General features: G+C 70.8%; 24 protein-coding genes and 1 pseudogene. 15 read left to right on the top strand and 10 right to left on the bottom strand.

Features of this window, described 5'->3' with window-relative positions; genetic code table 11:
• Nucleotides 1-4 precede the first annotated feature (4 nt).
• Nucleotides 5-826: an alpha/beta fold hydrolase gene (locus BS75_RS00665; protein ID WP_034086781.1), complete on the bottom strand. Its 822-nt coding sequence runs from the start codon at nucleotides 824-826 to the stop codon at nucleotides 5-7.
• A 235-nt stretch (nucleotides 827-1,061) separates the two neighbouring features.
• Here BS75_RS00665 and BS75_RS00660 point away from each other — a divergent pair, with 235 nt between their 5' ends.
• Nucleotides 1,062-2,267, top strand: a complete 1,206-nt coding sequence (locus BS75_RS00660; protein WP_034086780.1) for a cytochrome P450 — start codon at nucleotides 1,062-1,064, stop codon at nucleotides 2,265-2,267.
• Between the two features lie 323 nt (nucleotides 2,268-2,590).
• Here BS75_RS00660 and BS75_RS00655 read toward each other — a convergent pair whose 3' ends face one another.
• The gene (locus BS75_RS00655) at nucleotides 2,591-3,886 is read right to left on the bottom strand and encodes a cytochrome P450 (RefSeq protein WP_042438664.1); all 1,296 of its coding nucleotides are present in this window, start codon (nucleotides 3,884-3,886) and stop codon (nucleotides 2,591-2,593) included.
• A 222-nt stretch (nucleotides 3,887-4,108) separates the two neighbouring features.
• On the opposite strand from BS75_RS00655, the gene BS75_RS00650 reads away from it, so the two are divergent.
• From BS75_RS00650 to BS75_RS00640, 3 genes are read left to right on the top strand one after another with little or no spacing between them, the layout of a single operon-like run.
• Nucleotides 4,109-5,080: an alpha/beta hydrolase gene (locus BS75_RS00650; RefSeq protein WP_034086779.1), complete on the top strand. Its 972-nt coding sequence runs from the start codon at nucleotides 4,109-4,111 to the stop codon at nucleotides 5,078-5,080.
• A complete protein-coding gene (locus tag BS75_RS00645) occupies nucleotides 5,067-6,362 on the top strand; it encodes a cytochrome P450 (RefSeq protein WP_034086778.1) in 1,296 nt (431 codons plus the stop codon). Before BS75_RS00650 ends, BS75_RS00645 begins: the two co-directional genes overlap by 14 nt.
• Nucleotides 6,363-6,384: 22 nt before the next feature.
• The gene (locus BS75_RS00640; protein WP_034086777.1) at nucleotides 6,385-7,662 is read left to right on the top strand and encodes an MFS transporter; all 1,278 of its coding nucleotides are present in this window, start codon (nucleotides 6,385-6,387) and stop codon (nucleotides 7,660-7,662) included.
• On the opposite strand, the gene BS75_RS00635 is transcribed toward BS75_RS00640, so the two are convergent.
• Nucleotides 7,649-8,089: a 4'-phosphopantetheinyl transferase family protein gene (locus BS75_RS00635; protein ID WP_197091878.1), complete on the bottom strand. Its 441-nt coding sequence runs from the start codon at nucleotides 8,087-8,089 to the stop codon at nucleotides 7,649-7,651. The genes BS75_RS00640 and BS75_RS00635 overlap by 14 nt on opposite strands.
• Nucleotides 8,090-8,684: 595 nt before the next feature.
• Between BS75_RS00635 and BS75_RS00630 the strand changes: the two genes are divergently transcribed.
• Both BS75_RS00630 and BS75_RS51260 read left to right on the top strand, forming a co-directional pair.
• A complete protein-coding gene (locus BS75_RS00630) occupies nucleotides 8,685-9,128 on the top strand; it encodes a hypothetical protein (RefSeq protein ID WP_152645963.1) in 444 nt (147 codons plus the stop codon).
• Between the two features lie 6 nt (nucleotides 9,129-9,134).
• Nucleotides 9,135-9,353 (top strand): annotated as a pseudogene (locus BS75_RS51260) (Tn3 family transposase); the annotation flags it as partial.
• Nucleotides 9,354-9,395: 42 nt separating this feature from the next.
• On the opposite strand, the gene BS75_RS00625 reads toward BS75_RS51260, so the two are convergent.
• Nucleotides 9,396-10,136 carry a DUF6193 family natural product biosynthesis protein gene (locus tag BS75_RS00625; protein WP_034086775.1) on the bottom strand — a complete coding sequence of 247 codons (741 nt, stop codon included), beginning with the start codon at nucleotides 10,134-10,136 and terminating at the stop codon, nucleotides 9,396-9,398.
• 206 nt (nucleotides 10,137-10,342) lie between these two features.
• Nucleotides 10,343-10,495, bottom strand: coding sequence for a hypothetical protein (locus tag BS75_RS47630; RefSeq protein WP_156164191.1), 153 nt, complete (start codon nucleotides 10,493-10,495; stop codon nucleotides 10,343-10,345).
• Between the two features lie 700 nt (nucleotides 10,496-11,195).
• Between BS75_RS47630 and BS75_RS49025 the strand changes: the two genes are divergently transcribed.
• Complete coding sequence (locus tag BS75_RS49025) at nucleotides 11,196-11,930, top strand: transposase family protein (RefSeq protein ID WP_231607636.1); 735 nt, start codon at nucleotides 11,196-11,198, stop codon at nucleotides 11,928-11,930.
• 143 nt (nucleotides 11,931-12,073) lie between these two features.
• Here the strand turns inward: BS75_RS49025 and BS75_RS00615 are convergent, their stop codons facing one another.
• Nucleotides 12,074-12,637, bottom strand: a complete 564-nt coding sequence (locus tag BS75_RS00615) for a DinB family protein (RefSeq protein WP_034086774.1) — start codon at nucleotides 12,635-12,637, stop codon at nucleotides 12,074-12,076.
• Between the two features lie 106 nt (nucleotides 12,638-12,743).
• On the opposite strand from BS75_RS00615, the gene BS75_RS00610 reads away from it, so the two are divergent.
• Complete coding sequence (locus tag BS75_RS00610; RefSeq protein WP_034086773.1) at nucleotides 12,744-13,088, top strand: hypothetical protein; 345 nt, start codon at nucleotides 12,744-12,746, stop codon at nucleotides 13,086-13,088.
• A 42-nt stretch (nucleotides 13,089-13,130) separates the two neighbouring features.
• On the opposite strand, the gene BS75_RS00605 is transcribed toward BS75_RS00610, so the two are convergent.
• On the bottom strand, nucleotides 13,131-14,102 hold the full coding sequence (locus BS75_RS00605; RefSeq protein WP_042438669.1) for an ADP-ribosylglycohydrolase family protein: 972 nt from the start codon (nucleotides 14,100-14,102) through the stop codon (nucleotides 13,131-13,133).
• A gap of 188 nt (nucleotides 14,103-14,290) precedes the next feature.
• Nucleotides 14,291-15,514, bottom strand: coding sequence for an IS701 family transposase (locus BS75_RS00600; RefSeq protein ID WP_081982015.1), 1,224 nt, complete (start codon nucleotides 15,512-15,514; stop codon nucleotides 14,291-14,293).
• Between the two features lie 243 nt (nucleotides 15,515-15,757).
• Here BS75_RS00600 and BS75_RS00595 point away from each other — a divergent pair, with 243 nt between their 5' ends.
• From BS75_RS00595 to BS75_RS00570, 6 genes are all read left to right on the top strand, one after another.
• On the top strand, nucleotides 15,758-17,158 hold the full coding sequence (locus BS75_RS00595) for an IS1380 family transposase (RefSeq protein WP_034086771.1): 1,401 nt from the start codon (nucleotides 15,758-15,760) through the stop codon (nucleotides 17,156-17,158).
• 439 nt (nucleotides 17,159-17,597) lie between these two features.
• Nucleotides 17,598-18,161: a hypothetical protein gene (locus BS75_RS00590; RefSeq protein WP_152646269.1), complete on the top strand. Its 564-nt coding sequence runs from the start codon at nucleotides 17,598-17,600 to the stop codon at nucleotides 18,159-18,161.
• A 160-nt stretch (nucleotides 18,162-18,321) separates the two neighbouring features.
• Complete coding sequence (locus tag BS75_RS00585; protein WP_081982014.1) at nucleotides 18,322-18,660, top strand: cyclic-phosphate processing receiver domain-containing protein; 339 nt, start codon at nucleotides 18,322-18,324, stop codon at nucleotides 18,658-18,660.
• 397 nt (nucleotides 18,661-19,057) lie between these two features.
• The gene (locus BS75_RS00580; protein WP_034086769.1) at nucleotides 19,058-20,026 is read left to right on the top strand and encodes a sigma-70 family RNA polymerase sigma factor; all 969 of its coding nucleotides are present in this window, start codon (nucleotides 19,058-19,060) and stop codon (nucleotides 20,024-20,026) included.
• Nucleotides 20,027-20,119: 93 nt separating this feature from the next.
• Nucleotides 20,120-20,530, top strand: a complete 411-nt coding sequence (locus BS75_RS00575) for an SgcJ/EcaC family oxidoreductase (protein ID WP_034086768.1) — start codon at nucleotides 20,120-20,122, stop codon at nucleotides 20,528-20,530.
• Nucleotides 20,531-20,883: 353 nt separating this feature from the next.
• Entirely contained in the window at nucleotides 20,884-22,293 is a 1,410-nt protein-coding gene (locus BS75_RS00570) for a variant leucine-rich repeat-containing protein (protein ID WP_034086767.1), read from the top strand.
• A gap of 236 nt (nucleotides 22,294-22,529) precedes the next feature.
• Here the strand turns inward: BS75_RS00570 and BS75_RS00565 are convergent, their stop codons facing one another.
• Entirely contained in the window at nucleotides 22,530-22,985 is a 456-nt protein-coding gene (locus BS75_RS00565) for a MarR family winged helix-turn-helix transcriptional regulator (protein WP_034086766.1), read from the bottom strand.
• Nucleotides 22,986-23,099: 114 nt separating this feature from the next.
• Between BS75_RS00565 and BS75_RS00560 the strand changes: the two genes are divergently transcribed.
• Nucleotides 23,100-23,492 carry a nuclear transport factor 2 family protein gene (locus BS75_RS00560; protein ID WP_034086765.1) on the top strand — a complete coding sequence of 131 codons (393 nt, stop codon included), beginning with the start codon at nucleotides 23,100-23,102 and terminating at the stop codon, nucleotides 23,490-23,492.
• Between the two features lie 571 nt (nucleotides 23,493-24,063).
• Here the strand turns inward: BS75_RS00560 and BS75_RS43835 are convergent.
• Nucleotides 24,064-25,245 (bottom strand): LAETG motif-containing sortase-dependent surface protein, encoded by a 1,182-nt coding sequence (locus BS75_RS43835; protein ID WP_052069070.1) that lies wholly within the window; start codon nucleotides 25,243-25,245, stop codon nucleotides 24,064-24,066.
• Between the last annotated feature and the right edge of the window lie 218 nt (nucleotides 25,246-25,463).

Below are 25,463 nucleotides of genomic sequence, written 5' to 3'. Positions count from 1 at the left end.
CGGCCTACCGCCCGGTCCGCGCCAGCCTCGGCGCCAGCAGCCGGCCGATCCCGGCGGCCGGCTCCCGGCGCATCATCAGCCGGTGCTCGGTGTCGATCTCGTGAGAATCGATCCGGCCGTCGACGTAACGCTGCCAGGTCTCGGCCGAGTTGAGCGGAGCGGTCCGCTCCAGCGCGGCCTTGACGAACAGCAGGTCGCCCCGGAACAGCTCCGGGGTGAACCGCCGGCGCAGCCGGATGTTGTGCAGGAAGACCTGGAGGACGGCCGCCAGCCGGTGGTCCTCCAGGCCGTCCAGCAGGTGCCCGCGCTCCAGCAGCACGGCCAGGGCGCGCTCCTCGTCCAGCGGGGCGCCGTCCGGGGCGACCAGGCGGCGCGGGTCGCAGCCGGCGTTCTCCAGCAGGGTCGTGAGGTACTCCTGCTCGGTGGGCTCCTGCGCGGGGCTGGCCGGGTCGTAGGGGAAGCAGTCGAGCAGGGCGAGCAGGGCGACCTGCTCGCCCCCGGCCTGGAGCCGGGCCGCCATGGTGTGCGCCACGATGCCGCCGAAGGACCAGCCGAGCAGCCGGTACGGGCCGTGCGGCTGCACCTCGCGGACCAGCCCCAGGAACCGCTCGGCGGCCTGCTCCACGGAGTCCGGGAGCAGCCCCGGATCCGCCAGGCCCTCGGCCTGGAGGGCCAGCACCCGGCGCCCGGGGTCCAGGTGCGGCGCCAGCGCCGCGTACTCCCAGGCGATTCCGGCCGCCGGGTGCACGCAGAACAGCGGGTCCCCGCTGCCGGACGCGATCTCGATCAGCGGCTCGAATCCGGGATACGTCGGCACACTCACCATCGGAACACTCCCTGTACGAGAGGACGGATATCACGGAACATCATGGCGCACCCCCGGGGATAATGCACGGAATCGCCCCGGAGCGCACCCCGGACAACTGTGCCCGGAATATCCAGCCGCCCGCGCCCGGAATTAACACCGGGTCGCGCGGGCGGTCGTCACCGGTTTCCCGGAGGAGATATCCGGAAAACCCTCGGACTGTCCGCTGACAATCATTCCCGAACCGGTGGAGACCATGGCCGACCAACAGCCCGACGCTTTTCCCTTCCCGCTGCACCCCGACGAGTTCGGCACCTCCTCGCGCCAGCACCGGCTCCGCCGCGAGCAGTGCCCGCTGGGCGAGGTGCTGCTGCCCAGCGGCGACCAGGCGCATCTGGTGGTCGCCTACGAGGACGTCGCCAAGGTCCTGCGGGACCGCCGCTTCAGCCGCAACCTGCGCTACCCGGGGGCGCCGCGGATGGTCCGCGAGGCCGACATGTCCGACCACCCCGACGCGATCATCAACCACGACCCGCCGGAGCACGGCCGCTTCCGCCAGACCATCCAGGGCGCCTTCAGCCCCAGCCAGGAGCCGGTCTGGCGGCCCGTGGTCCAGCGGATCGTGGACGGCCTGCTGGACTCGATCGCCGCCGCCGGGCCGCCGTCCGACCTGGTGAAGGACTTCGCCGGGGTGCTGCCGATCGCGGTGATGTGCGCGCTGGTGGGCGTGCCGGCCGAGGACACCGGGCTCTTCCAGGAGTGGACCGGGGTCTTCTTCGCCGTCGACCAGGCCAGTACCGAGGAGCGGCTGCGGGCCAACAAGGAGTTCCTGGCCTACATCCGGGCCTTCCTGGACCGGCGTCGCAAGGAGCCCGGCCAGGACCTGGTCGACGTCCTGGTGGCCGCCTGCGACGTGGAGCAGCGACTCTCCGAGGCGGAACTGGTCCAGATGGTCACGGCGCTGCTCATCGGCGGCCACGAGAACACCGCGTCCACGCTGGCCCGGGGCGTGTTCACGCTGCTGCGCCACCCCGGGCAGTTCGCCGCGCTGCGCGACGACCCGGCGCTGACCGGCCCGGCGGTCGAGGAGGTGCTGCGCTTCGAAGTGCCCAGCGAGGGCGCCTTCCTGCGGGTCGCCACCGAGGAGACGCCGCTCTCGGCCGGCAGCGTGCAGGCCGGGCGGGCCGTCCAGGTGTCGATCCCCGGCGCCAACCGCGACCCGCGGCACTTCCCCGACCCCGAGCGCTTCGACATCCACCGGACGGCCAACCCGCACCTGACCTTCGGCCTGGGCGCGCACTTCTGCCCCGGCGCCCCGCTGGCCCGGCTGGAGCTGTCGCTCGCGCTGCGCGGCCTGGCCGAGCGGTTCCCGGGGCTGCGGCTGGCCATCGCGCCCGAGGACGTCCGGTACGCCGAGGGCGCGCTCATCCACCCGCTGCTGTCCCTCCCGGTGGCCTGGTGACGCGCTGACGCGGCCGGTGGGAACGGGCCGGGCCGGTGCGACCGAATCAGCGATTCGGTCGCACCGGCCCGGGTTCGAATCAGCCCCCGAAGGGGCCGGTCGGAACTCAGTCCTCGGTGACGCTGGCGTCCTCGGCGACAAAGTCCTCGGTGACGTTGGGGTCCTCGGTGACACGGCTCATAGCTGGCCTCCATTCGTTCGGAACACTGGACAGGGCACGTGCGGTGGAGCAATTTCAAGATAGTCGGGAATCGCGGTCCTGCCAAGATGGACAACCCGGACACCGGTTGATCGAATTCCGGACGATCACTTCCCCGGGGATATCAGCGCAGCGTCACCGGGAAATACTCGAAACCGCGCAGCACCATGCCCCGGCGCACCGGTTCGCCGGCTGGGCGAAGCTTCGGGAACCGCTCCAGCAGGGCCGGGAAGAAGGCCGCCGACTCGATCCTGGCCAGCGGTGCGCCCAGGCAGAAGTGCATGCCGCCGCCGAACGAGACCGAACCGGTGCCGGGCCGGGTGATGAGATACGCGTCCGGGTCCGGGAACCGCTCGGGATCCCGGTTGGCGGCGCCCAGCAGCCCGATCACCAGGGTGCCCGCGGCCACCGGGGTCTGTCGGACGGTCACGTCCTCGGCGGCCACCCGGGCCAGGATCTGGATCGGCGCGTCGTAGCGCAGCGCCTCCTCCACCGCGCCCGGCGCGAGCGCGGGGTCGGCGCGCAGCAGGTCGGCCTGGGCCGGGTGGGCCAGGAACGCGGCGGTCCCGTTCACCAGGTGGTTGACCATGGTGTCGACGCCCGCCATGAAGAGCAGCAGCAGGGTCTGCAGCAGCTCCGGCTCGCTCAGGCCGCCGCCCTCCCCGCCGCCCTCCCGGTCGGCGGACGCTTCGTCGCGCACCGCCACCAGCGCCGAGGCGAGGTCGTCGGTGGGCTCCTTGCGGCGGTCGGCCACCAGCGCCGCGAAGTAGTCCATCAGGGTCTCGGCGCCCCGGTCCGCGGCGGCCAGCGCCGGTTCGTCCACGCTGAGTTCGACCACCTGCATCATCGCGGACATGGACTCCTGGAGCAGCCCCCAGTCCTGCTTCGGGACACCGACCATGGTCCCGATCACCGAGACCGGCAGCGAACGGGACAGCAGCGCCTGGAGGTCGACGACGCCGCCGTCCGCCCCCGCGTCGGCGATCTCGTCCAGCGCGGTTCGGGCCAGCTGCCCCACCTGCTCGCGCAGCGCCGCCATCCGGCGCGCGGTGAAGGCGCCGCTGACCAGCCGGCGCAGGCGGGTGTGGTCGGGCGGGTCGCGGAAGAGCATCGCCTCGATGGTGGCGACCTTCCCCGGGCGCTCGCGCCAGCCGGGGGAGACCCGGTCCATCCAGTCGGGACCCTGGGCCCGGAAGGCCGTGCTGCGCACCAGCTCCGCACAGTCCCGGTGGCCGGTCAGGAAGACCTGCCCGCGCCGGCTGCGGCAGACCGGTGCCAGGGCACGCAGCTCGGCGTAGACCGGGTAGGGGTCGGCGCGCCCCTGTGGGGTGCCCAGCCGGGCCAGCAGCGCCTCGGTTGCCTCCTCCTCGGTCGCCTCCTCCTCCGATGCCTCCGGTTCGGTGCTCCGGTCCTCGCCCATCGGCCAGCCTCCTCGATCAGGGGTTCAGCGGTCCAGTGGTCCGCGCCGGGGTCATTCTGGGGCGCTCGGGTCCGCCCCGTCGAGGTCCCCGCCGGCTCGGGCGTTCAGTCGAGGACCGATCAACTCGGTTGGGATCATTGCCCTCTGCTCCATGGTCACCGTAGGGTCTCGGCAGGCTGCCGACCGCACCTCCGCCCTGCGTTCCCCGACCGGGAGAGCCCGATGCCACTCGACCCACAGGTCCAGGCCCTTCGTGAGCGCCGCGCCCGATCGGCGGCCCCGCCGCTGTACGAGATGACCGTCGAGCGCGCCCGCGCGGCCGACCTCGCCGACATCCGCAGCGCCGCCGGGGACCCCGAACCGGTCGGCCAGGTGACCGAGTCGACCATCCCCGGACCCGGCGGGGAGCTCACCCTGCGGGTCTACCGCCCGGTCGGCGAGGGCCCGCACCCCGCGCTGCTCTACTTCTTCGGCGGCGGCTGGACGCTCGGCACCATCGACACCTGTGACGCGCTCTGCCGCAGCCTGACCAACGCGGTCGGCTGCACCACCCTCTCGGTCGGCTACCGGCTGGCCCCCGAACACCCCTTCCCGGCCGCCGTCGAGGACTGCTGGTCCACCGCGCGCTGGGTGGCCGACCACGCCGAGAGCCTCGGCATAGACCCGGCCCGGCTGGCCGTCGGCGGCGACAGCGCCGGCGGCAACCTCGCGGCCGCGGTCACCCTGCTGGGCCGGGAGCGCTCCGGCCCCGCCCTGGTCCACCAGCTGCTGGTGTACCCCAACACCGACTACCGCGCCGACACCCCCTCGCGCCGCGAGAACTCCGACCCGCTGCTCTTCAACCACCGTTCGGTGGACTGGTACTGGGGCCACTACCTGTCCGACGTCCGGGACGGCGACCACCCGCTGGCCTCCCCGCTGCGCGCCGAGGACCTGGCCGGGCTGCCCCCGGCCACCGTCATCACCGCCGAGTACGACCCGCTGCGCGACGAGGGCGAGAGCTACGCGCAACGGCTGCGGGAGTCGGGCGTCCCGGTCAGCGCCACCCGCTACCCGGGCATGGTGCACGGCTTCTTCGCGATGTCCGGGGTACTGGACGGCGGCCGGGCGGCCGTCGACCAGGCGGCCCGGGAACTGCGGGCGGCGTTCGCCCCGACCGCCGCGGACCGGGGGCACGCCGATGACCTCGCCTGACGCGGACCCGGTGGCCGAGGCGCTGGCGGCCCTGCGGACCCCGCAGGGCACTGCGCAGCCGTACCCGCACTACGCGCAGCTGCGGACGCACTCCCCGGTGCACCCCACACCCGGCGGCGGCCTCCTGCTCACCCGCTACGAGGACTGCGTGGCCGTCAGCCGCGACCCCCGCTTCCATGCGCAGAACGCGGCCTGGATGGACCTCAAGCGCCCCGACTGGCGCGACCACCCCGGCCTGCGGGCCACCACCGAGTCCTTCCTCTTCCAGGACCCGCCCGGCCACACCCGACTGCGCCGGCTGGTCGGCGGCGCCTTCACCCAGCGCCGCGCCGCCGCCCTGCGCGCGTACGTGGCCGACCTGACCGGCCGGATCCTCGACCAGGTCGCCGTGCAGGGGGCCGACGGCTCGCCCGTGGACCTGCACGAGGTGCTCGCGGCCGGCCTGCCCATCGCGGTCATCGGCAAGGTGCTCGGCGTGCCCGAGGAGGACCAGCCCCGGCTGCGGGAGCCCCTGGAGGGCCTGCGGCTCGCCGTGGACGGCGGCGGGGTGGACGCCCACCTCGCGGTCATCGACCGTGCCGGGGCCGCGCTCACCGGCTACTTCGGCGAACTCGCGGCCCGCCGCCGGGCCGACCCCCGCGACGACGTCACCACCGCCCTGGTCGCGGCGACGGACCCGGCCGGTGCGACGGGCTCGGCGGGCTCGGCGGGCTCGGCGGGCTCGGCGGGCTCGGTCGGCTCGGCCGAAGAGCCGCTGACCCAGGACGAGTTGGAACAGACGCTCACCCTGGTCTTCAGCGCCGCCATCGAGAGCATGGTCGACATGCTGCTGAACGGTCTGGCCGCCCTGCTGGCCCATCCCGACCAGGCGGAACTGCTGCGCGCCGAACCGAGGTTGGTCGGCGGCGCGGTGGAGGAGATGCTGCGCTACGACACCCCGGTGCAGGCGATGGCCCGGGTCGCGGGCGAGGACGGCGTGATCGACGGCGTCCCGGTGTCGGCGGGCGGGCAGGTGGTGATGATGCTCGGCGCCGCCAACCGGGACCCGTGCGCCTTCCCCGACCCCGACGTCTTCGACATCACCAGGACCGGCGGCCCGACCGTCTTCTCCTTCGGCGGCGGCGTGCACCACTGCCTGGGCGCGCCGCTGGCCCGGATGCAGGCCGCGGTGTTCTTCCCCGCGCTGCTGGAGCGCTTCCCGAAGCTGGCCGCCGCCGGCGCCCCGGTCCGCCGCGGCACGGTGCTGCGCGGCTTCGCCGACTTCCCGGTCAGCGTGTGCTAGCCGCACCACGGGGGCGCACCCGGTGACCACCGAACAGACCTCCGACGACGACGTCGACGGCCGGCCCGCCGAGCCGCGACCGCTGCACCGCAACCGCGACTTCAACCTGCTGTGGAGCGGGCAGGCGGTGTCCGCGCTCGGTACCCAGATGTCGGGCATCTGCTACCCGCTGCTGGTGCTGGCCGCCACCGGCTCGGCGGCCAAGGCGGGCCTGGTCGGCAGCGCCACCCTGGTCGGCAGCCTGCTGATGCTGCTGCCCGCCGGGGTGGTCGCGGACCGCTACCCGCGCAAGCGCATCATGGTGGTCACCTCCCTGCTGCAACTGCTCGCGGTCGGCAGCGTGGTGCCGGCCGTGCTGGCCCACCACATCTGGCTGCCGCAGCTGATGGTGGTCGGCGCGGTGCAGGGCTGCTCCTCGGCGTTCTTCACCGGCGCCAGCCGCGGCGCGGTGCGCCGGGTCGTCCCGTCCGCCCAACTGCCCGCCGCGATGGCCCTCACCCAGGCCCGCGGCCAGGCCGCCGCGATGATCGGGCCGCCGGTCGGCGGCGCGCTCTTCGGCCTGGCACAGTCGCTCCCGTTCGGCCTGGACGCGCTCTCCTTCGGGGCGATCACCGTCACCTCGGCCCTGGTCCGCAGCCCGCTCGACCCCGAACGCCGGCCCGCCACGGGCGCCCGGCGTGAACCGCTGCGCCGCGTCGTCACCGCCGGCCTGCGCTACGTCCTGGGCAACCCCTACCTGCGGATGTACGCCCTGTGGGGAGCCGCGGTGAACGCGGTCGCCGCGGGCATGCTGCTGATGGTGATCGTGCTGGCCCGCAGCCGGGGGGCCGACCCGACCGAGGTCGGTGCCATGGTGTCGGTCAACGCCCTCTGCGGGCTGGGCGGTTCACTGCTCGGCCCGCGGCTGGCCAAGCTCCTCGGCGGTCGCGCCTGGGTGCTGATCACGTCCTGGCTGCTGCCGTTCTGCGCGGTCGGCATCGCGTTCGCGCCCTGGGTCTGGCTGATGACCGTGCTGGGCGCCGTCAGCACCTTCACCATCATGCCCGCGATCATCGTCTTCCAGGTCCGGGCCACCCGGATCACCCCCGACGACCTCCAGGCGCAGACCGGCAACGCCGTCCAACTGCTCGGCTCCAGCGTCAGCTGGCTGGCCCCCTCGCTCTTCGGCCTGCTGGCCGACTCCCAGGGCGCCCGCACCGCGATCCTGCTCGCCGCCGCGCTGTACGGCGCCACCGCCCTCTGGCTGCAGGGCGACCGCGCCCTGCGCGGCCTGGATCAGGATCCGGTCAGTCCGTTCTAGCGATCCGGACATCCACCCGCGCCGCGCCCGGGCCCGCGGCCGCGACCGCGACCATCAACCCGTCCAACTCACCAGCGCTCACCGCGAGTTCTGCAACCTCCGGCACTGCGGTGAGCGGCCAGCACCGCTGCGCCCACCCGGTCGGCCACTCGTCCGGCAGCGCCACTGCGCGCAGCAGGCCGACTCCGCCGCCCAGGCCCTGGCCCAGCGCCTTGGCCATCGCCTCCTTCTGGGTCCAGAGCCAGAGGAAGGCCGACGGCTCCCGCCCGGGCCCCCACCGTCCGATCCACGCCGCCTCGTCGGCCGGGAACCAGCGCCGGGCCAGCGCCCCGACCGCGAGCGGACGCACCGCCTCGACGTCCACCCCCACCGCCGACTCCCGGCTCGCCGCCACCGCGACCACCCCCCGCGCATGACTCAGGCTCACCTCCACCCGCCCCCCGCCGCCGACCACGTACGGCCGCCCACTCGCCGCCCGCTCCAGCCGCAACCCCGCCACCGCCACCCCGCACACCCGCGCCGCCAACTCCAACGCCAGCCCCCGCGCCGCCTGCCGCTCGCCCCCGCGACCCGACCCACCAGGACCTCGACCCGCGGCACGGCGACCGGTCCCGACACGGCTGAGAGCATGGGCCCAGCCTAATGCGTCGTCAGCTGCACCCAGCTGAGCCCGGGTTCACCGGTCCGACTCGCGGGGTGTCCAGACCGCACGTGGATACGCAGTCCTGTGCTGTCCTCGGTCTCAACGATCACGTCCCACCGTCCCGCGTCCGGCGCGGTACGAGCAGCCAGCCGTTCCCTTGCGACCTCCTGCCGCCGCCTTCGCTTTCCCTGTCCTGGCACCGGCCCAGGATCATCGGCCGGCGTCCAAACGGCAAGGCAATTGAACCGCGCCTGCCCCGTCCGGTGATCATTTGTCAGACAGGCTCCAGTGGGAGCCAGGCTTCTCACCTGGGCTGATGGCCGACCTGGCCGCATAATCAGGTACGGCTCAGGCCGCTCGCAGTGAGAGCATGCACGTCATGCACCCCTGGGATTCGCTGACGATCGCCGAACAGACACTCATGCGTCGTGCCATCTCGGGGTACTCCCTGGCCGGGATGGTCCAGAACTACGGCGTGGCCCTGCGCTGGGCCGGTGCTGCCCAGGCTCCGCCCCCACGCAGCTTCACCGAGGACGAGCAACGCGCCCTGGTCCCGCAGCTCGCCGGCGTGGCCCTCGATCTCGCCGAACGCGGGCTGCTGGCCGTCCACGAGGGGGAGAGCCACCGCGCCGTCGCCCCTGTCCTGGTGACAGGGCCCGAACTGCACGGGGTCCTCACCGATCCGACCAACTGGCTGTGGGCCGCGGGCCCCCGCCGCCGCTTCAGCCTCGACGCTCCGCAGCCCGTGCGCGAGCACTGGTTCGACGGTGCGCATCCGACTGCCGACACCAGCGCGCTTCCCATCTGGGACGAGCTGAGCTAGTTCGGACAAGACCAGATCGGCGCGCTCGGCTTGGTCCTCAACGCCCTGGTGCTCTTCAACACCCGCTACCTTGACGAAGCCGTCGCCCAGCTCCGCGCCGACGGCTTCGAGGTCCGCGACCAGGACGTGGCCCGTCTTTCGCCGTTCGTGCGCCACCACGTCAACATGCTCGGCGAATACTCGTTCCAGCTGCCGGAACTGCCTGGCGGCCTGCGACCATTGCGTGCCCGGACCAGGCAGACCAGGGGTGAAGGGGCCCTGTGTCGATCATCTGCCGAGCGTGACCGGGCCGAGGCCGGATGGCAGGTGCTGGACGGCCAGTGCCACAGCCTCATGCGCTGTGGCGAACCGGCCGAGGTCCGGAGTGATGATGCCCCGGCCCAGGCCGAACGTGCCGTCGCTGCCCGCCGTCAGGCATGGTCCGACGACGGTCAGGTCCGGGCGGGTGGTGGCCGCGAAGCGCAGTGCCCAGTGGCTGGTGAACGGATAGAGGGCACGCAGCGCCGGTTCGGCGTATGCCGCCTCGATCAGGGCTTGGTACGGCTCCTTCCAGGTGTACTCCAGTTCAGCCGCTTTCTGGCGCATGCTCTGCCACTCGGATTCCGTAAGACGCGCGGGATGGTGGTCTGGCACCTCGGTCCTGCCGGTCAGGTGCACGAAGGGGACCGCTCGGCGAATTTCATCCAGAGCTGCCCCGTCGTGCCAGGCCCGGGCAGCCCTGGCGACCTCCGTCAGATCCTCTGTCCTGCCGTCGAGGAGTGACAGGCCCTGGAAGGGCTCCGTGCCGCGAATCGACCACCGACGTTCGTGGGACCACGCGCTGATCTGCAGCGGCTCGCGGTGAGGCAGGGTGCTGGCGACGGCCGCGTGGCGCAGCGGATCCGCATCCGAGGATGTGACAGGGACGGCGCCGAGGCAGCCCTCAGCCTCGGCCCGAAGCGCGGCAGCGAGGCTGCCCAGGGCCGCGACATCTGGGTACAGAGCGGAAGGATCAGGAGGGGTAGGCACGGCTCGATTGTGCCTGAGCCCCCACCCCAGCAGTGGCTCGGGCCTCAAAGCGCTTCGGTCGAAACGGACACGACCCGGTAGGACGCGGCCGGCTGGCCGGAAGGGGAAGACCGCTGGTGACGCCGGTTGCGCCTACGGCAGCCGGCCTGGAAAACCGGACGGGCCGTCACCGGTACTTCGGTGACGGCCCGCTGCGGCAGGGCTGTTCATGCGGTCAGGCTGGCCAGGGCCCGGCGGGCGCGCTGGGTGGCGCGCTGGGCCCGGTGGTTGAGTCGAGCCGCGCGGACGAGGCGGTACTCCTCGCTCACCCGCCGACGCTCGTCCATCGTCGCCCGAGCCGCTTCGAGTTGGTTGGTCATGGTGATGTCCCCCTGATGGTGGGCGACCCGTCGGCATCATCCTGACGCCGACCCTGGAGGCCGCCTTACGTCTTCATATTCTACACCCGAGCAAGCTGATCGCCTTTCATTTTCCGCTTCGTTCATCAATCTGCCTTCCTATCGAAGGGTCTGGCCGGTTGGGGTCGGGATGGTGTCCTGGGCATGGACTGTTTGATCATGCGGGTGCAACTGCCCGCGCCGTCCAGTCCTCGTCGTCCCGGCGAGGCCATCCCCATGGTCGACCAGTCGCGGCGGCGTATCGTCCGTATGACCACGTGCGGCCCCGGCTCCTGGGGGCAGTGCCGTGCTCTCGACGGGGCTCACGTCGTGCTCGATGACGGCTTCCCGTCAGTCGCGCCTGGTGCCCCACTTCCGGCGCGCCCGTGGCCACCTTCGGTCCGGTCGTCACACCTGGCCCGTCGCTGCGCACACGACATGTGCCGAGGACCGGCCAGCCTCTGGTCGGATGCTCAGCGCGGTCCAGTTCCTTGCCGACTTCGTCGGAGGCGCACTGGAGCCATGGGCGTTGCCCCGGATCCGAGCCGAGGTGGCTGCCTGGTGAGGCGTCGGGCAGCCACCTGTAGCGACAACGGCCCGGTGAACCGGCACCCGGCCGACGAGGACACGCGGCCTTGTGACTACTGCGGCCATCCGGTTGCTCCGGACTCGGCCGACGAGTATGACTGCCCGGTCTGCGGTGATCCGGACTCCCGGTGATCCGCATCATGAGGTCGTCGTTGCCAGAACCACCAGCACGATCGACTACCTCGCCGAGCTGCTGCGATCCCGACTGAAGGCGACCAACTCCCCGTTCAGGTCACAGCCGCCGGGCCGGGTCGCGGTGCTCGTGCTGGCGATGCTGCGGCACGACCAGCGGTTACTCGACCCGGCCGGCGGCAACGGCGTGCCCGAGTCCACCCTGCGGCGCTGCCGTGACGAGATGATCGACCTCCTCGCCGCCAGGGCCCCGCGCCTGGACCGGGCGCTTCGCAAGACAGCCGCGCGAGGCGGGGAAGTCGTTCTGATCGACGGCACTCTGATCCCCACCCAGCGGCGCACGGGAGCCGCGAACCGGCCCAACTACTCCGGCAAGCACCATCGTCACGGCCTGCACTTCCTCGCCCTGACCGATGAGAGGGGCAGGCTGATGTGGATATCCGCCGCCCGGCCGGGCCGGACACACGACGCCACCGCCACCCGCCACGACAAGATCGTCGAGCACCTCAAGGCGGCTGGCCTCGGTGCTCTCGCCGACCTCGGCTTCATCGACGTGGACAAACCCAAGAACCCCGACGACCAGGTCATCGTCACCGGCTACAAGGCCACCCGCACCCGCAAGCTCACCTCAGGTCAAAAGCAGGCCAACCAGGTCCTGGCCGCCGGACGCCCGTCGAACACGGCTTCGCGAACCTGAAAGCCTGGCGGATCCTCACCAGGCTCCGCACCGACCCCGCCCGCGCCACCGCCCTCCTCGTCCTGACGAACTTCGAAGTCAACCGCTGACGCGTCACGGGGTCCACGTGGGATTCCGAGGCTCGATCGCCGGTTACCGGAAACCTACATTCGGCGCGGCACGGCTCCGTCCTGCCAGCGGTAGAGGTCGCGCAGCAGGGAAATCTCGGCGCCGTGATGGATCAGCTCCCTGTTGACGTGCAGGACCCTGTTCTCCATGGGAAACCCCTCGGGACCCATCGGGGGCGGATTCTCCAGGTCGGCGTCCGAGAGTTCGCGGACCCCCGCGTTCCATCTCCCGTACATCTCATCGAGCTGGTTCAGTGCCTCGTCAGCGGTTCCCGCGTAAGCGAAGGCATCGAAGTCGACGTCCTGGCCGCCGAAGTACCATCCGACCCGATAGCCCAGGCACGAGACGATCATGTGCCCCAGCCGCCAGGCAATCGTGGCCACCGGCGCCGGCACCGGGTCAGAGGACGCGGAGTCCATCGTCCATTCCCCCGAACCTTCCGACATCGGTGCGGCCGACGTGCCACGTGGGCGGATGCTCCAGCAGCCGCGCACCGGCTCCCAGAAGTACTCCTCATCGGTAAGACCATGCAGCCGCGGCCGCAGGTTCCTGTGCCAGTGCCAGTCCAGTTGCTCCGCGAGCCGCTCGCTTCTTGTCATTTCCGTACACTACATACGACGGAGACCTGGCGACCCTCGCGGATGCCGTCGCCGGCCGTGGGACGCGACCGTACCGCGCACCGGTGGATGACGCTGGGGAGCTGATGTGCCCTTCGGGCCGCGCTTCCGCAAGTGGCTGTTTGACATTAACAACTCGGCCGGCGGGGCCTCGACCGATGACATGGCGGATGATCAAGACTGCAGGCTTCCGCCCGAGACCAGCATGAGTATCCTCAGCGAGCGCCACACCAGAGCCTCCGACCTGCATGTTCGAAGATGGCGAAGACTCATTGCCTGGAACCGATCAGGGTCGTGGTTTCGCTTCGACGGCGGGTTCGGCGAGTTCCTGGTCGCGAACCTGTCGGGCGAGTACCCCGAGGCGTCGTGGATTGTCGGCGACCAGCCCTCTCCGACGTGGGAGCTCGTTCAAGACTGGTCGAAGGACCGCTGAAGCCGCGAGAGCTCGCGTTGGCTACGGAGATTGATCATGATTTCACTCCAGGCCTCCAACGTGATGGTCCAGCCGACTCCTGGAAGTTCCGTCCAGGCGCGCGGCGAGTCCCGCCAGGTCGGCCAAGTCCAGCTCCCGACCGCCGGATCCCGGCAGGAGAACATGGAGCGGGCGCATCCACGACACGGGTATGGCGTCCATTCCGTACACCGCACCCGCGAGGCCGCCGGTGACGGCAGCGACGGTGTCGGTGTCGCCGCCCAGGTCCACAGCGCTGCGGAGGGCGTCCTCGAAGGAGAAGGTGGTGCGTAGCGCCCAGACGGCGGAGCCGAGGCACGGCCAGACGGCGCCGTTGAACTCGGTGGCCCGGTCGGGGTGCCAGTCGGGGGCAAGGACAACTGCGTAGCGCTGGCGCTGGTCCGGGTCGACGAGAGGCAGGATGTCGGGCAGGGCAGTGATGGGGTCGCCGCCGTCCAGGGCGATCCTGACGAGCTCGTGGAAGATCGCGGTGCCTTCCCAGGCGGCGGGGTCGCCGTGGGTGAGGGCGGCGATGCGGCGGGCCGCGTCCATGGTGATCTGCTGTCCGGCGCGGGCGAAGTAGACAGCGGAGGTGGTGGCGCGCATCAGGGAGCCGTTGCCTGCGGCGAGGTGGTTGGTCTGGAAGTGGACCGCGGCGGCCCGGTCCCAGGGGTGGCCATTGGTGAGCACGCTCTCGGTCTGGAGGCCGATGTCCATGGGGTCGTCGGTGGCCCAGCGTTGGAAGCGGGCGAAGATGTCCGGCAGGTCCATGCCGTCGCGTTCCAGCAGTGACTCGGCAAGGTGCACGGCCATCTGGGTGTCGTCGGTGGCCTCGCCGGGATCCCAGCTCCCGCCTCCGCACATCTCCCTGTCGGGGTCCGGTTCCGGGAAGCGCGTGGAGAACGTGCGCTCCCTGCTGAACTCGAAGGGCGCGCCCAGCGCGTCACCGACCGCCGAGCCGACTACGGCACCTGTCACCCGCTGGTCACGATCCATGCCGGCAGCCTAGTACTACAGCCGGTGGTTTTACGGTGAGTGAGCGCGGGCGGTTCGGGTGCGGTAGTGGCTGTGGCGGGCGCGGGTTTGGTGGCGGGTGCGCCAGCGGTGCCAGTGCATGGTCAGCCAGGTGCGGGCGGTGCGCACTGGTGCCTGGACGATGCGGTCGTACAGGCGGCGGATCTCGTTCACGGTCGGGGGTCGACTGTCGGTGGACGGTGCGGTATTAGCCGGCTCCGGACGTCGGCCAGGAAGGCCATGGCGAGCATGCATACGGTGGTGTGCCGGTACCACGAGCACCATTTGCGTACCTCGTGCTCATCGAGTCCGACCTGGCCCTTGGCCACCTGGAAGGACTCCTCGACCATCCAGCGCTGCCCGGCGGCGGTCACCAGTGCGGACAGGGTGGTGCCGGTGTCGGCGTGGCACAGGAAGTAGGCGACCTCGCGGACCAGTTCGCCGGTCTTCTTGTTCACCTTGTTCGGAACGGTGGAACGCCGGATCAACAGGTGGCGCTCCAACTCCAGATCAGTGTGGGCGAGTTGGACGATGGCCCAGTCGTAGTCGCGCGGGCCCTTGGCGCCGTCGGCGCACGAACGGCGCTCGAAGACGTCCTCGGGCACGGCCGCGTACAGTTCGCGGGCCTGGCGGGTGCGCCCGTCGGGCAGTGGCAGCGCCTCGTCCTTGGGGATGGCCAGCACGTAGCGGATGCGTTGTTCCTCCAGCCAGGCACGCAGGGCGCGGGCCTGGCCGTAGACCTCGTCGGCCAGGAAGTAGGAGAACGGGACCCCTGCCCGCACGGCGCGTTCCACCATCCGCCGGGCCAGTTCCGGCTTGGTGGCCACTTGCGTGGCGCGCTCGGGCGGGATGCCCTGCTCGGCACTGCGCCGTTCATGTTCGGCGGTGGTTCCAGCCCATGTCCTCCCGAGGTAGAGCTCGCGGTCGATCAGTGTCCGACCCCGGCTGGAGCCGTAGGACAGGTGGACGCTGACCTGGGCGTTCTCGATCCGGCCTGCGGTTCCGGTGTACTGCCGCTGCACCCCGGCGCTCTTGGTGCCCTTCTTGATGTCACCAGTCTCGTCCGCGATGAGTACCGCATCCGGGGCGGTCAGGGCGGCGACGGCATAGTCCCGGACCCGGTCGCGCAGTTCGTCCGCGTCCCACGCCGCCTTGGCCAGGAAGCCCTGCAGCCGGTCGGGGTTGGGGTGACCGGCGAACTCGGCCAGCTGCCACAGGTTCTTGCGCGGCACCTCAGCCAGCAGCCCGCGCATCATCGCCCGCAGGTTCTCCCGCGAGGCCGGGCGGGCGAACACATCGTCCACCGAGGCACACAGCGCCTCCAACTCACCCTCCATGGAACGGACATCAGCCTCGCTCAACTCGCCCGTCGGCACCGCACCTGGCGGCAGCATCACTCCCACGAATGGAGTAACGAGCCAGCCGCCATCACGTCACGTGAACAACCGGCTGTAGTACTAGAAGCGGTGGGTGGTGGATGGCACGGGGTTTTTGACGCGGATCGACGGTCAATCAGCCCGAATCCACCGATGAATGACCTGTCCGGGGCCTGGACATAACGACGCGGATGCTCTCTGACCTGGGACGATGGGACTTCCTACAGAACCAAGTCGCCAGATCGAGAGAACATCCGCGAGATGCAATCCTGCCATGCCGCCACAGCGGTTTCCGCCGTCTTCGATGAGCCGAACCTGATCGCCGACGCCGGGCTGCTGTCGCTGGTCCGGCTGGCCGAGCGGGCCGGCCTGCGGCAGCTGGCCGCGTCCGTGCTCCGCATCGAGGGCGCCGACAACAGCGGCGGCGCCAACCCGGCAGCCAAGGTGATGTCGCTGCTCGCCGCGATGTGCGCGGGCGCGGACAGCATCGACGACTCGGCGCGGCTGCGGCACGGCGCGATGGACCGCGCCTTCACCTCGGTCCGCGCGCCCTCCACATTGGGTACTTTCCTGCGCTCCTTCACCCACGGCCACAACCGTCAACTCCACCGCGTGCACCGCGACTTCCTGGCCGCACTGGCCCGCAGCACCCCGCTGCTGCCCGGCGCCGGCACGCTGCTGTTCATCGACATCGACCCGACCCACCGCCGCGTGTACGGCCACGCCAAGCAGGGCGCCGAGGTCGGCCGCCTCAAGGGCCAGCGCACCCTGCACCCAGTCCTGGCCACCTTCTCCACCCCGATCGCCCGGCCCGTAATCGGCGCGGTCCGCCTGCGCCGCGGCAAGGCCGCCGACGTTCGCGGAGCCGAAAGCTTCGTGGGCGAGGCCCTGGCCATCGCGAAGGAGGCAGGCGCGAACGGGATACGCCTGATGCGCGCGGACAGCAAGTTCTACACCGCCGACGTGGTCGCGGCCTGCCGCCGGGCCGGTGCCCGGTTCTCCCTGACCACCGGCATGAACTCCTCCATCGCCAGGGCGATCGGCCGCATCCCCCAAGACGCGTGGACGGTGATCCGCTACCCCGACGCCTTCGTCGACCCGGACACCGGCGAGATGGTCTCCGACGCCGAGGTCGCCGAGATCCCCTACACCGCCTTCACCGGCCGAAGGAAGTCCGAGCAGGTCACCGCCCGGCTGATCGTGCGCCGAGTCCGCCGCCTGAACGCCGAAGCCGCCCAGGGCCAGGGCGAGTTGTTCACCGCTTGGCGTTACCACCCCGTCTTCACCGACAGCCCCTTCGCGCTACTGCAGGCCGAACTGCACCACCGGCAGCACGCCGTGGTGGAACAGGCCATCGCGGACGGGAAGTCCGGGCCGCTGGCCCACCTGCCGTCCGGGAACTTCCAGGCCAACGCCGCATGGCTGACCCTGTGGGCGATGTCGCACAACCTGCTGCGGGCAGCCGGCGCGCTGACCTCGCTCTTCCACGCCAAGGCCACCACCGCCACCCTGCGCGCCCACCTGGTGAATGTCCCAGCCCGGCTCGCGCGCACCGCCCGCACGAAGCTGACAGTTCACCTGCCCGAGCACTGGCCCTGGCGCGATGCCTTCACCGGCCTGTTCGAGGCCGTCCACTCGCCACCACCGCGCCCGGTGGCCTGACCGCCACCCGATCCCGCACCGCGACGGCCTGACGGCCACCGGCGACACCGCCACCAACCGGCCACCACACCGCACAACCCCTTGGACAGGCCGCGACCCGCGCACGGCGGCTGCCGCACACCCTCAAACCCGTGCCCTCAGCGGCCGACTGTCCACGGGCAGGAGAGCAACCCCGAAATGATCAGCCGGTGGATTCGGGATCAGCGTGGGCGGCGCGCCGGCCGGTCCAAAACAGCGAGTGACCGCTCGAAGACGCCAGTGGAGGGCCAGGGCGTGAGCTGGATGGCGTGGAGGTTGTGCCCCGGGCGATCTCCCGAGTCGCCTCAGGCCCTGGTGCGTGGCGGGCTCGGCAGCTCCTGGATGATCGACTGGCACGTTGTCGTTCGGGAGAGCCCGTGGGGTCACTTTGAGAGTTCGGTTGCAGCCGCTGACGTCGTCCTTGATCAGCCAGCTGGGTGAGCTTGCCGGGATGGGTTTCATCCGCTCCGGCCTCGCTCAGTTCGTTGACGAGCAGGGATGGCGGGAGCAGGACGATTGCTTCGAGACCGCGTCGGGACACCGACTTGTGCCCGCTGTCTCGCTGGGGGACTGGGAGGATCAGCAGCCCAGCTTCCACCTGCCGTTCTGCTACTTCGATCCGCGCGACGAGGCCGAGGACGGCCCGCTCGGTGACGGGTTCCATGAGCTCGGCGAGCTCGACGGGTGGGATGTTCTCGCTGCTGACGCTGTCCCGTTCTTCGAGGGTTGGCAGCACGGCTGTGAATTGGTGTCGGGCGTACTCGGGCAACCGCAGCTGACGCTCACCTTGGAGACAGAGCCCGAGGCCTGGCACTTCGCTGCCTGGCGGGTCGGTGCAGCGGCTGTCGTCGTGGCGCAGGGTGAGGAGTTCTCGTCCTACGGAGAGCTGTCCATGGCTGCCGTCTGGCTCCGTCAGCAGGAGGTGGACGCTCCGCTCCCATCCGACGGGGCCGCGTTCTACTCATGGCTGCTCAACGAGGGTTGAGCAGCCGCCCGACAGCCGCTGGCCGGGCGCCGGGCTGCCACCGGGGAACAGCCAGGGCACGTCGGGGGTCCGATTCTGGCGTTGCCCCGGCGGGTGGCTGTGAGTTTGCGGACGAGGCCGGCTCTTGGTTGTCCCGCCCGCCTACTGGGACAGTAATCCAGTGAAAGAAGCCCCCGCCGCGCCGACGCCCGTTGTCCTCGGCATAGACGACCTCCGACCGCTCCCCAGGGCCACGCGAATTGCCCGGACCAGCTGCGAAGGCATCCAGCTGCTGGAGGAGCACCGGGACAGCTTCATCGACGAGCTCTGGCTCGACCACGATCTCGGCGGCGACGACACCATCATGCCGGTGGTGACCCTCTTGGAAGAAGCCGCCTTCAACGGCCGGCCCTTTCAGATCGGAGTGGTCTTCGTTCACAGCGCCAACCCTGTCGGTGCCGAAACCGTGGTCCGGTCACTCGGACGCTGGAACTACCGCGTCCGGCGGGCAATGGCCTAGGGAGCCCGACCGCCTCAGCAAATGCTACTCGGGCGGCGAGCTCGTGGTGATCTTGAGAGAGTTCGACAGCACGAGTTGGGACATATGCACAGCCAGCGGGTGGGTGCTGCGCCAGGTTCGGGAGGGCTACCCGGATGCCGAGCCGACCCCTGCCGGCGAATGGGCCAGTCGCTCATCGTCGTAGGCACGGCTCATGCGAACCGATCCTTGCCGCCCGATCAGACCTCGACAAGGGTGGGCCAGGTCCTGCACGCCCCAAGCACGCCGCCACGAGGTCGACCTGCGGTCGGACAAGCTGTGGTGCCGACCAAAGGGTCGCGGCTCGACCGCGCTCGGTCAGCAATCGCGGGCCGAGTCGTTAAGCTGATCCTGGCAGCAGCGGAGAGGGAGCGTGGGTGTGACGCCAGAAGAGGACGGCTTCGACCGTCGGCTCGAACCGTTCCGCACGGAGCTGCTGGCCTACTGCTACCGCATGCTCGGGTCCGCCCACGACGCCGAGGACCTGGTTCAGGACACGTACCTCAGGGCCTGGCGGGCGCGGGACCGGTACGACGACACCCGCAGCTCGCTGCGCACCTGGCTCTACCGGATCGCGACGAACGTCTGCCTGACCGCTCTGGAGGCGCGCGGCCGGCGTCCCCTGCCCTCGGGGCTGGTGGCTGCGTCGGACCCGCTCGGGCCGCTGGTCCGGGGGGAGAACCCCTGGCTCCAGCCCCTGCCGGACTCGTTGGTGGCGGTGGGCGATCCAGCCGGCACCGCGATCGACCGCAGCAGCCTGCGCCTGGCCTTCGCCGCCGCCCTGCAGCATCTGTCGGCGCGTCAGCGCGGTGCGCTGATCCTCCGTGACGTGCTCGGTTTCTCCGCGTCCGAGGCGGCGGAGATCCTCGGTACCACCACCGTGTCGGTGAACAGTTCGCTGCAACGGGCGCGTACCCGGGTGAAGGAGACCGGGGTCGGGCAGGGGCGTCTCAGCGAGCCGTCCGCGGCCGAGCAGCGCGCCTGGGTCGACCGCTATATGAAGGCGTTCGAGCAGGCCGACGTCGAAGGTCTCAAGCGGCTGCTCACCGAGGACGTGCTCATGGAGATGCCGCCGATGCTGAACTGGTTCACCGGCCGCGACAACTACGGACTGTTCATGGAGTGGGTCTTCGGGGCGGCCGGAACGGACTGGCGGCTGAGGGCGGTCACCGCCAACGGCGGCCAGCCCGGGTTCGCCGCCTACCAGCGGGTCGGTGACGGTTACCGGTTGCACACGCTTCAGGTCTTCACCGTCACCGCCGAGGGCATCAGCCGGAACTCGGTCTTCCAGGATCCCGAGGTCTTCGCGGCCTTCGGCCTGCCGACCGAACTCGACGACATCTCCTGACCGCGGACGCGATGAGTTTCGACCCTGGCGCCGGTATGTACTGACGAGCTCGCCCGGAACACCCCGAGCGAGCCGTTCACCAGGGAGAATCCGATGTCAGAGAGTCGTGCGGAAGACGTGGCCGCGATCAGGGCCCTGCTGGCCGCCTCGTACCGGGCGTGGGACGCCGGGGACGCCTACGGCATGGTCGCCGACTACACCGCGGATGCGACCGCCATCATGACCGGCTCGCTCCGCGACAGCCGTGACGTGATCCGCCAGAACATGGCACTGGGCTTCGACGGGCCGCTCAAGGGCAGCTCGACCTGCAACAAGCAGCTCAGCCTCCGCTTCCTCGGCAGGGACGGCGCGATCGTCGTCAGCGAGTCCGGCATCCTGTTCGCCGGCGAGACCGAGGTCCCGGATCAGCGCAGGGTGAACGCGACCTGGGTACTGGAGAAGCGGGACGGCCAGTGGCTGATCGCCGCCTACCACAACAGCCCGGTGCTGGCACCGGCGAACTGAGCCACCGGGCCTGTCCGGGGCTTGGCCGAATGGCCTGGAGAGTGCTTCTCACCTGCGACGACGGGACTTGTCGAGGGCCCTGTCCGGGCAGGAGAGAAGCACTCTCCAGCTGAACAAGCGTTTCGGGTCGTATCCGCCTGGTCGCGGTGGCATCCTGCTTCTCGGAGTGCCCCGGCACCAGCACGCCGTCGATGTCCACGTTGACCTGCCCGATGACCACTGCGCCCCCATCGCCCTGGACACGGGCGGCGCTGTTCTCGGTGGCGGCGTGTTGGAACTGATCGATGCGGTCCCGTCCGCATGTGTGGGCGAAATCGGTGGTCCGAATGGGGCGGAGGCCCGATCATGGGGCGATGTTGGACTACAGCCCGGAATTGTCCGGCTTGGCGGGGAACCCGGGTCTGCCGCAGCAGCTGCTGGACCACTTCACCGCCGTCGCCGACGAGGACCTCTGCGAGGACCTCGCGCAGCGGGACGGCCTGACTCTCCAGCAGGTACGCAACCTGGCCGTCCGGTGCAGCCCGTGGACGTTGCGCGGGCTGATCGCCGACGGAGTGGTTCCGCTCCAGGACATACCGCAGGACGATCCGTGGCTGGTCGTCGCGGCGACCGGGCGTACGGACGTTCCCGCTTCGTGGATCCGGGACCTGGCACGCGGTACCGACGTGTCGCTCCGGATCGAACTCGTCGAATTCGGCGGGCACTCCGAGGAACTGCTGTATCTGCTCAGTGGCGACTCCCACACCGGCGTGGTGTGCGCCGTTGCCGAGCACGCCGGGCTCCCGGCAGACCTGGCCCGGCGCCTGGCCGCGCACCCCGACCTACGGATCAGGGACGCCCTTGCCCGGAACGCGGCGACCCCGCCGGATGTCCTGGCCGTGCTGCTGGCCGACGGCGGAAGCCCGCCGGTCGAGCGGTGCAACCGGTGCGAGGACCTCGCGGAGGGCTGCGGGGACCACGAGGCCGGGGTCCAGAGACTTCGGATGGCAGCGCTGCAGAACCCGTCCACCCCGGCCGCCGGCCTGGACCGGTTTCCGGGTTCCCCGGACATCTGGGTGAGAGCCACCCTGGCCGGGCGACCGGAGCTGTCGGACGACGCCTACCGCCGCCTCGCCGCCGACCGCGACAGCCGGGTCCGCCGGGAGGCCGCGGCCAACCCCGCCGTCGGCGAGGCACTGATCCGCGCTCTTGCGGCCGACCCGGACCGCTCCGTCCGCAATGCCGTTGCGGCCAACCCGGCCCTCCCGATGTCCCTGCTGAAGCAGTTGGCACCCGCCGTGCGGATGGGGACCGAGCTGTGGCCCCGCATCGCCGCCGCATCACCCGAGGAGCTTCACGACCTCGCCCACTCGACCACGGCCCAGCTCCGCGCCCTGGTCGCGACCCACCCCGACCTTCCGATCGACCTCGTCACCACCCTCGCCGGCGACCCCGATCCGTCCGTGGCCAAGCGGCTGGCGCGCCACCCCGCACTGACACCGCACCGGCTACACGCACTGGCCGAACGCCACGGCCCGACCCTGTACCCCGCGCTCGCCCGCAACCCGAACTGTCCGCCCGACCTCCTGCACGCCATGGCCGTCACCACCGCGACAACCCACGACACGCTGGTCGAAATGGCCAAGCACCGCTCCGTGACCCCGGAGACGCTGCAGCTCTGTCTGGACCACCCGTACGAGCGGGTTCGGGCTGCGGCCGCCGGCAACCCGTCTTTGCCGGTTCCCGCGATGGCCCGGCTGCTGGGCGTCGCCATGGTTCCGTAATGACTCGGGGACCGGTTGGCGGTGCAGGACTTCGTCCTCCTCGGGCAGGAAGAGCGGCTCGCTCATGTCCACCGGCACGTAGTAACCCCCGTTGTCGGCGTGGCAGAACAGGTGTGAGGAGAACATGGTCAGCTCGTCGTGGACCTTCTCCTGATCCCGGGCGTACTGCTCGGCGTCCACGGCGTCCACGGCGTGAGCCGGGGTGAGAGGCCGCCGTTGTCGGGTGCTGGTCCCCGTCAGTGGGTGGGGGCGGCGAAGGGGCCCTGGGCGACGAACTGGCTTAGCTGGCGGGCGAAGGTCCGGACGTCGTCCTGGGGCCAGGAGGCGAGGGAGGACTCGATGCTGGCCGCCAGCCGTTGCCTGGTGGCCGACACGGTGGTGTGGCCCTCGGGGGTGAGGGCGAGCAGGGTGGCGCGGCCGTCGGCGGGGTCCGGTTGGCGCTCCAGCAGGGCGGCCTGTTCCAGCCGGTCGGCGCGGCGGGTGACGGTGCTGCGGTCCAGTCCCACCTCGCGGCCCAGGTCGGCGGCGCTGCACGGTCCGGTCCGGGCCAGGCCGCTGAGGACGGGGTAGGTGAGTTCGTCGACCGCCTCTCCCAGGCCCTCCGTGAGGTGGGCGTAGAGGTGGACGCGGGTGCTCCGTCGTAGCAGCAGCCCCAGTGCGTCGGCGATGTCGTACCCGGTCGTGTTCGTCATCTCTCCAGATTAGCGTGTGCCGAGCACGCTTTTGCTGCTACAGTCATAAGCGTGCTTAAGGCACGCATATTCTTCTCTCCGAGCGGGTGCTTCCCGCCAATCGAAGGAGTCCCCATGGACCGCACCAACGTCTCCGCAGCCCTCACCGACCTGCTCTTCACCCCGGGCCTGGACCTGGACGAGGCCGCCGACCGGCACTTCGCCCCGGACTACCGCCAGCGCACCGACGGCCGCTGGGACGACCGCACGCAGTTCCTCACCCACATCGCCCACCTGCGCGCGGTCATAGTCGGCGGCTCGGTCGAGGTGCACGACGAACTCGTGGACGGCGACCGGTATGCCGACCGCCACACGGTGACCGCGGACAAGACCGACGGGTCCACCGTCCGCATGGAGGTCTACCTCTTCGGAGAGTTCGCCCCCGACGGGCGCTTCCGTCGGATCGAGGAGACCACTCTGATGCTGCAGGGCGCCGAAGCCGACCGGAACCTCGGCAGCGCCCGCTGACCACGCGCCCGGACCCGGAGCCCGCAATCGTCCGGGGCCCAGCCCAAAGGGCCCCGGGCAGCTGCGCCTTCGCGACGCTCGCCGCTGTGCCGGCTGGGCGTGGCCGGGATCGTCAATGGGCTGTGCCTGCCTGCTGAGCGTTCGTATCTGACGTACAGTCGGATGATCAAGGCTCTGTTCGTCAACCGGCTCACTGCGGTCGCCCCGCGGACCGCCGTATCGACCTGAAGCAGGTCGAGGCCGGGATCGCGGTCACCGGTGACGGCGGCATCCCGGTGCACGCGTGTGTCTCGACGGCGGGGGCGCCGAGGTCGGACAGGTCGTCGGCGCGATGAAGGAACTGCACACTCTCGCCGGGGGTGCTCCCCCCGGGCACAGAACACCGTCACGGGCTGATCTTCGAGGCCGTCATCGGGCTGTGCGCGGCCTGATCGAGACGTCCACGGCTCGGCTCGCGGCTCGCTCGCCCCGAATTCTGCAGCAGCCGGGCGCAGTGAAAACTCCGAAAGGTGCCTTCGGCGGGGAGTGAACTCCCTGCCGAAGGCACCTTCTCAGTGGTGCGGGGGATGGGTCAGCGGCGACTGGTGCGGCGCTTGAGGGTGAGGATGACAGTGGAGCCTACGGCGAGCAGGGCGAGGGCGATGCCGACGAGCAGGCTGGTGTCGCTGCCGCCGCCGGTCTCGGCGAGGGTGGCTCCGGTGGCGGGAGTGGCGAGGGCGGTGGTCGGCGCGGTGGGCCCGGTTGTGGCGGCGGACGAGTGGGGGGTGGGCGACGCGGAGGCAGAAGCGGAGGCGTGCGGGCCGGTCTGCGGGTCGCGGCTGATGGTCAGCACCTTGCTGGTGTCGTTGGCGCTCAGCCGGAGTTGGCCCTTGGCGGCGGTGGCGGCGTACTTCACCAGGTCCACGCGGATGCGGTAGACGGTGGTGGCTCCGGGGGCGAGGTCCTTGGACGGTGCGGGGAGGGGGTCGCCGGCCGCGACGGGGACGTAGGCCCGGCCGTTCCAGACGTCGGTCTCCAGGGTGACCTGGTCGAGGAAGGTCTGGGAGCCGGTCGGGTCGACCGGGGAGAAGGTGAGGCGGTCGGTCCAGTCCCGGCCGAGGGGGGCGCCGGTGTTGTTGGTGACGTTGAGGTACTCGTAGGCGGGCTGTCCGGGGGCGACGGTGTTGTCGCCGTTGATGGTCTGCAGGACCGGGCCGCCGGTCTTGCCGTTGCCGACCGTGAAGTCGTGGGAGTTGTAGGTGGCGCCGTCGTTGCCCATGACGTAGAACTTCAGGTCGCCGTCGTTGAGGGGCCAGGCCTTGGTGGCGGCGAGGGAGAGCTTCCAGCTGTAGGTGGCGTGGGCGGGGATGGTGAAGGAGTCGCCGAACGTGCCGCCGGCCGGGTAGAACGCGCCGAGCAGTCCTCTGTCCTGGGTGTTCAGGGAGCCGTCGGTGGCCGGGGTGCTGCCGATCGCGGTGGCCTGGAAGGTGACGTCCGCGGCGGTGATGGGCAGGACGCCGGCGCTCATGCCGCCGGCCTCGGCGGTGAACTTCTGGGCCGTGGCGGTGTTGTTGGTGGCGGTGACGGTGAAGGTCTCGGTACCGCCGCCGGGGGTGAGCGCTCCGGCCGGAGCCGGGGTGCCGAGCGTGACGGTCACGTTCGAAGTGGCAGGAACCGGAGCGGCGTTGGCGGCCCCGGCGGCCAGGACGGCGGTGGTGGCGGCGAGGACGACGGCGGTGGCGGTGGCGGTGAGGGCGCGCCGACGAGCAGGCATGGTGATGCCTTTCAAGAGTGAAGGGGTTGATTCGAAGGGGTTCGCGGGAGCCGCGCCGCCGTGGCCGATCGGGATCCGATCCAGACTTTCGGTTGCTGCTCAGTGCGATGGCTGAAGACTGTCAGCCCAATATCCTGGATCTGTGGGGTTGTTGTAACAGCGGGGCAACAGTGGGCGCCGTGAGGATGGATCATGCGCCCGGTTCGGTCGCTGGAAGG

This window comes from Streptacidiphilus albus JL83 (assembly GCF_000744705.1).
GTDB classification, from domain to species: domain Bacteria; phylum Actinomycetota; class Actinomycetes; order Streptomycetales; family Streptomycetaceae; genus Streptacidiphilus; species Streptacidiphilus albus.
This window is presented reverse-complemented; position numbering and strand designations above follow the sequence as displayed.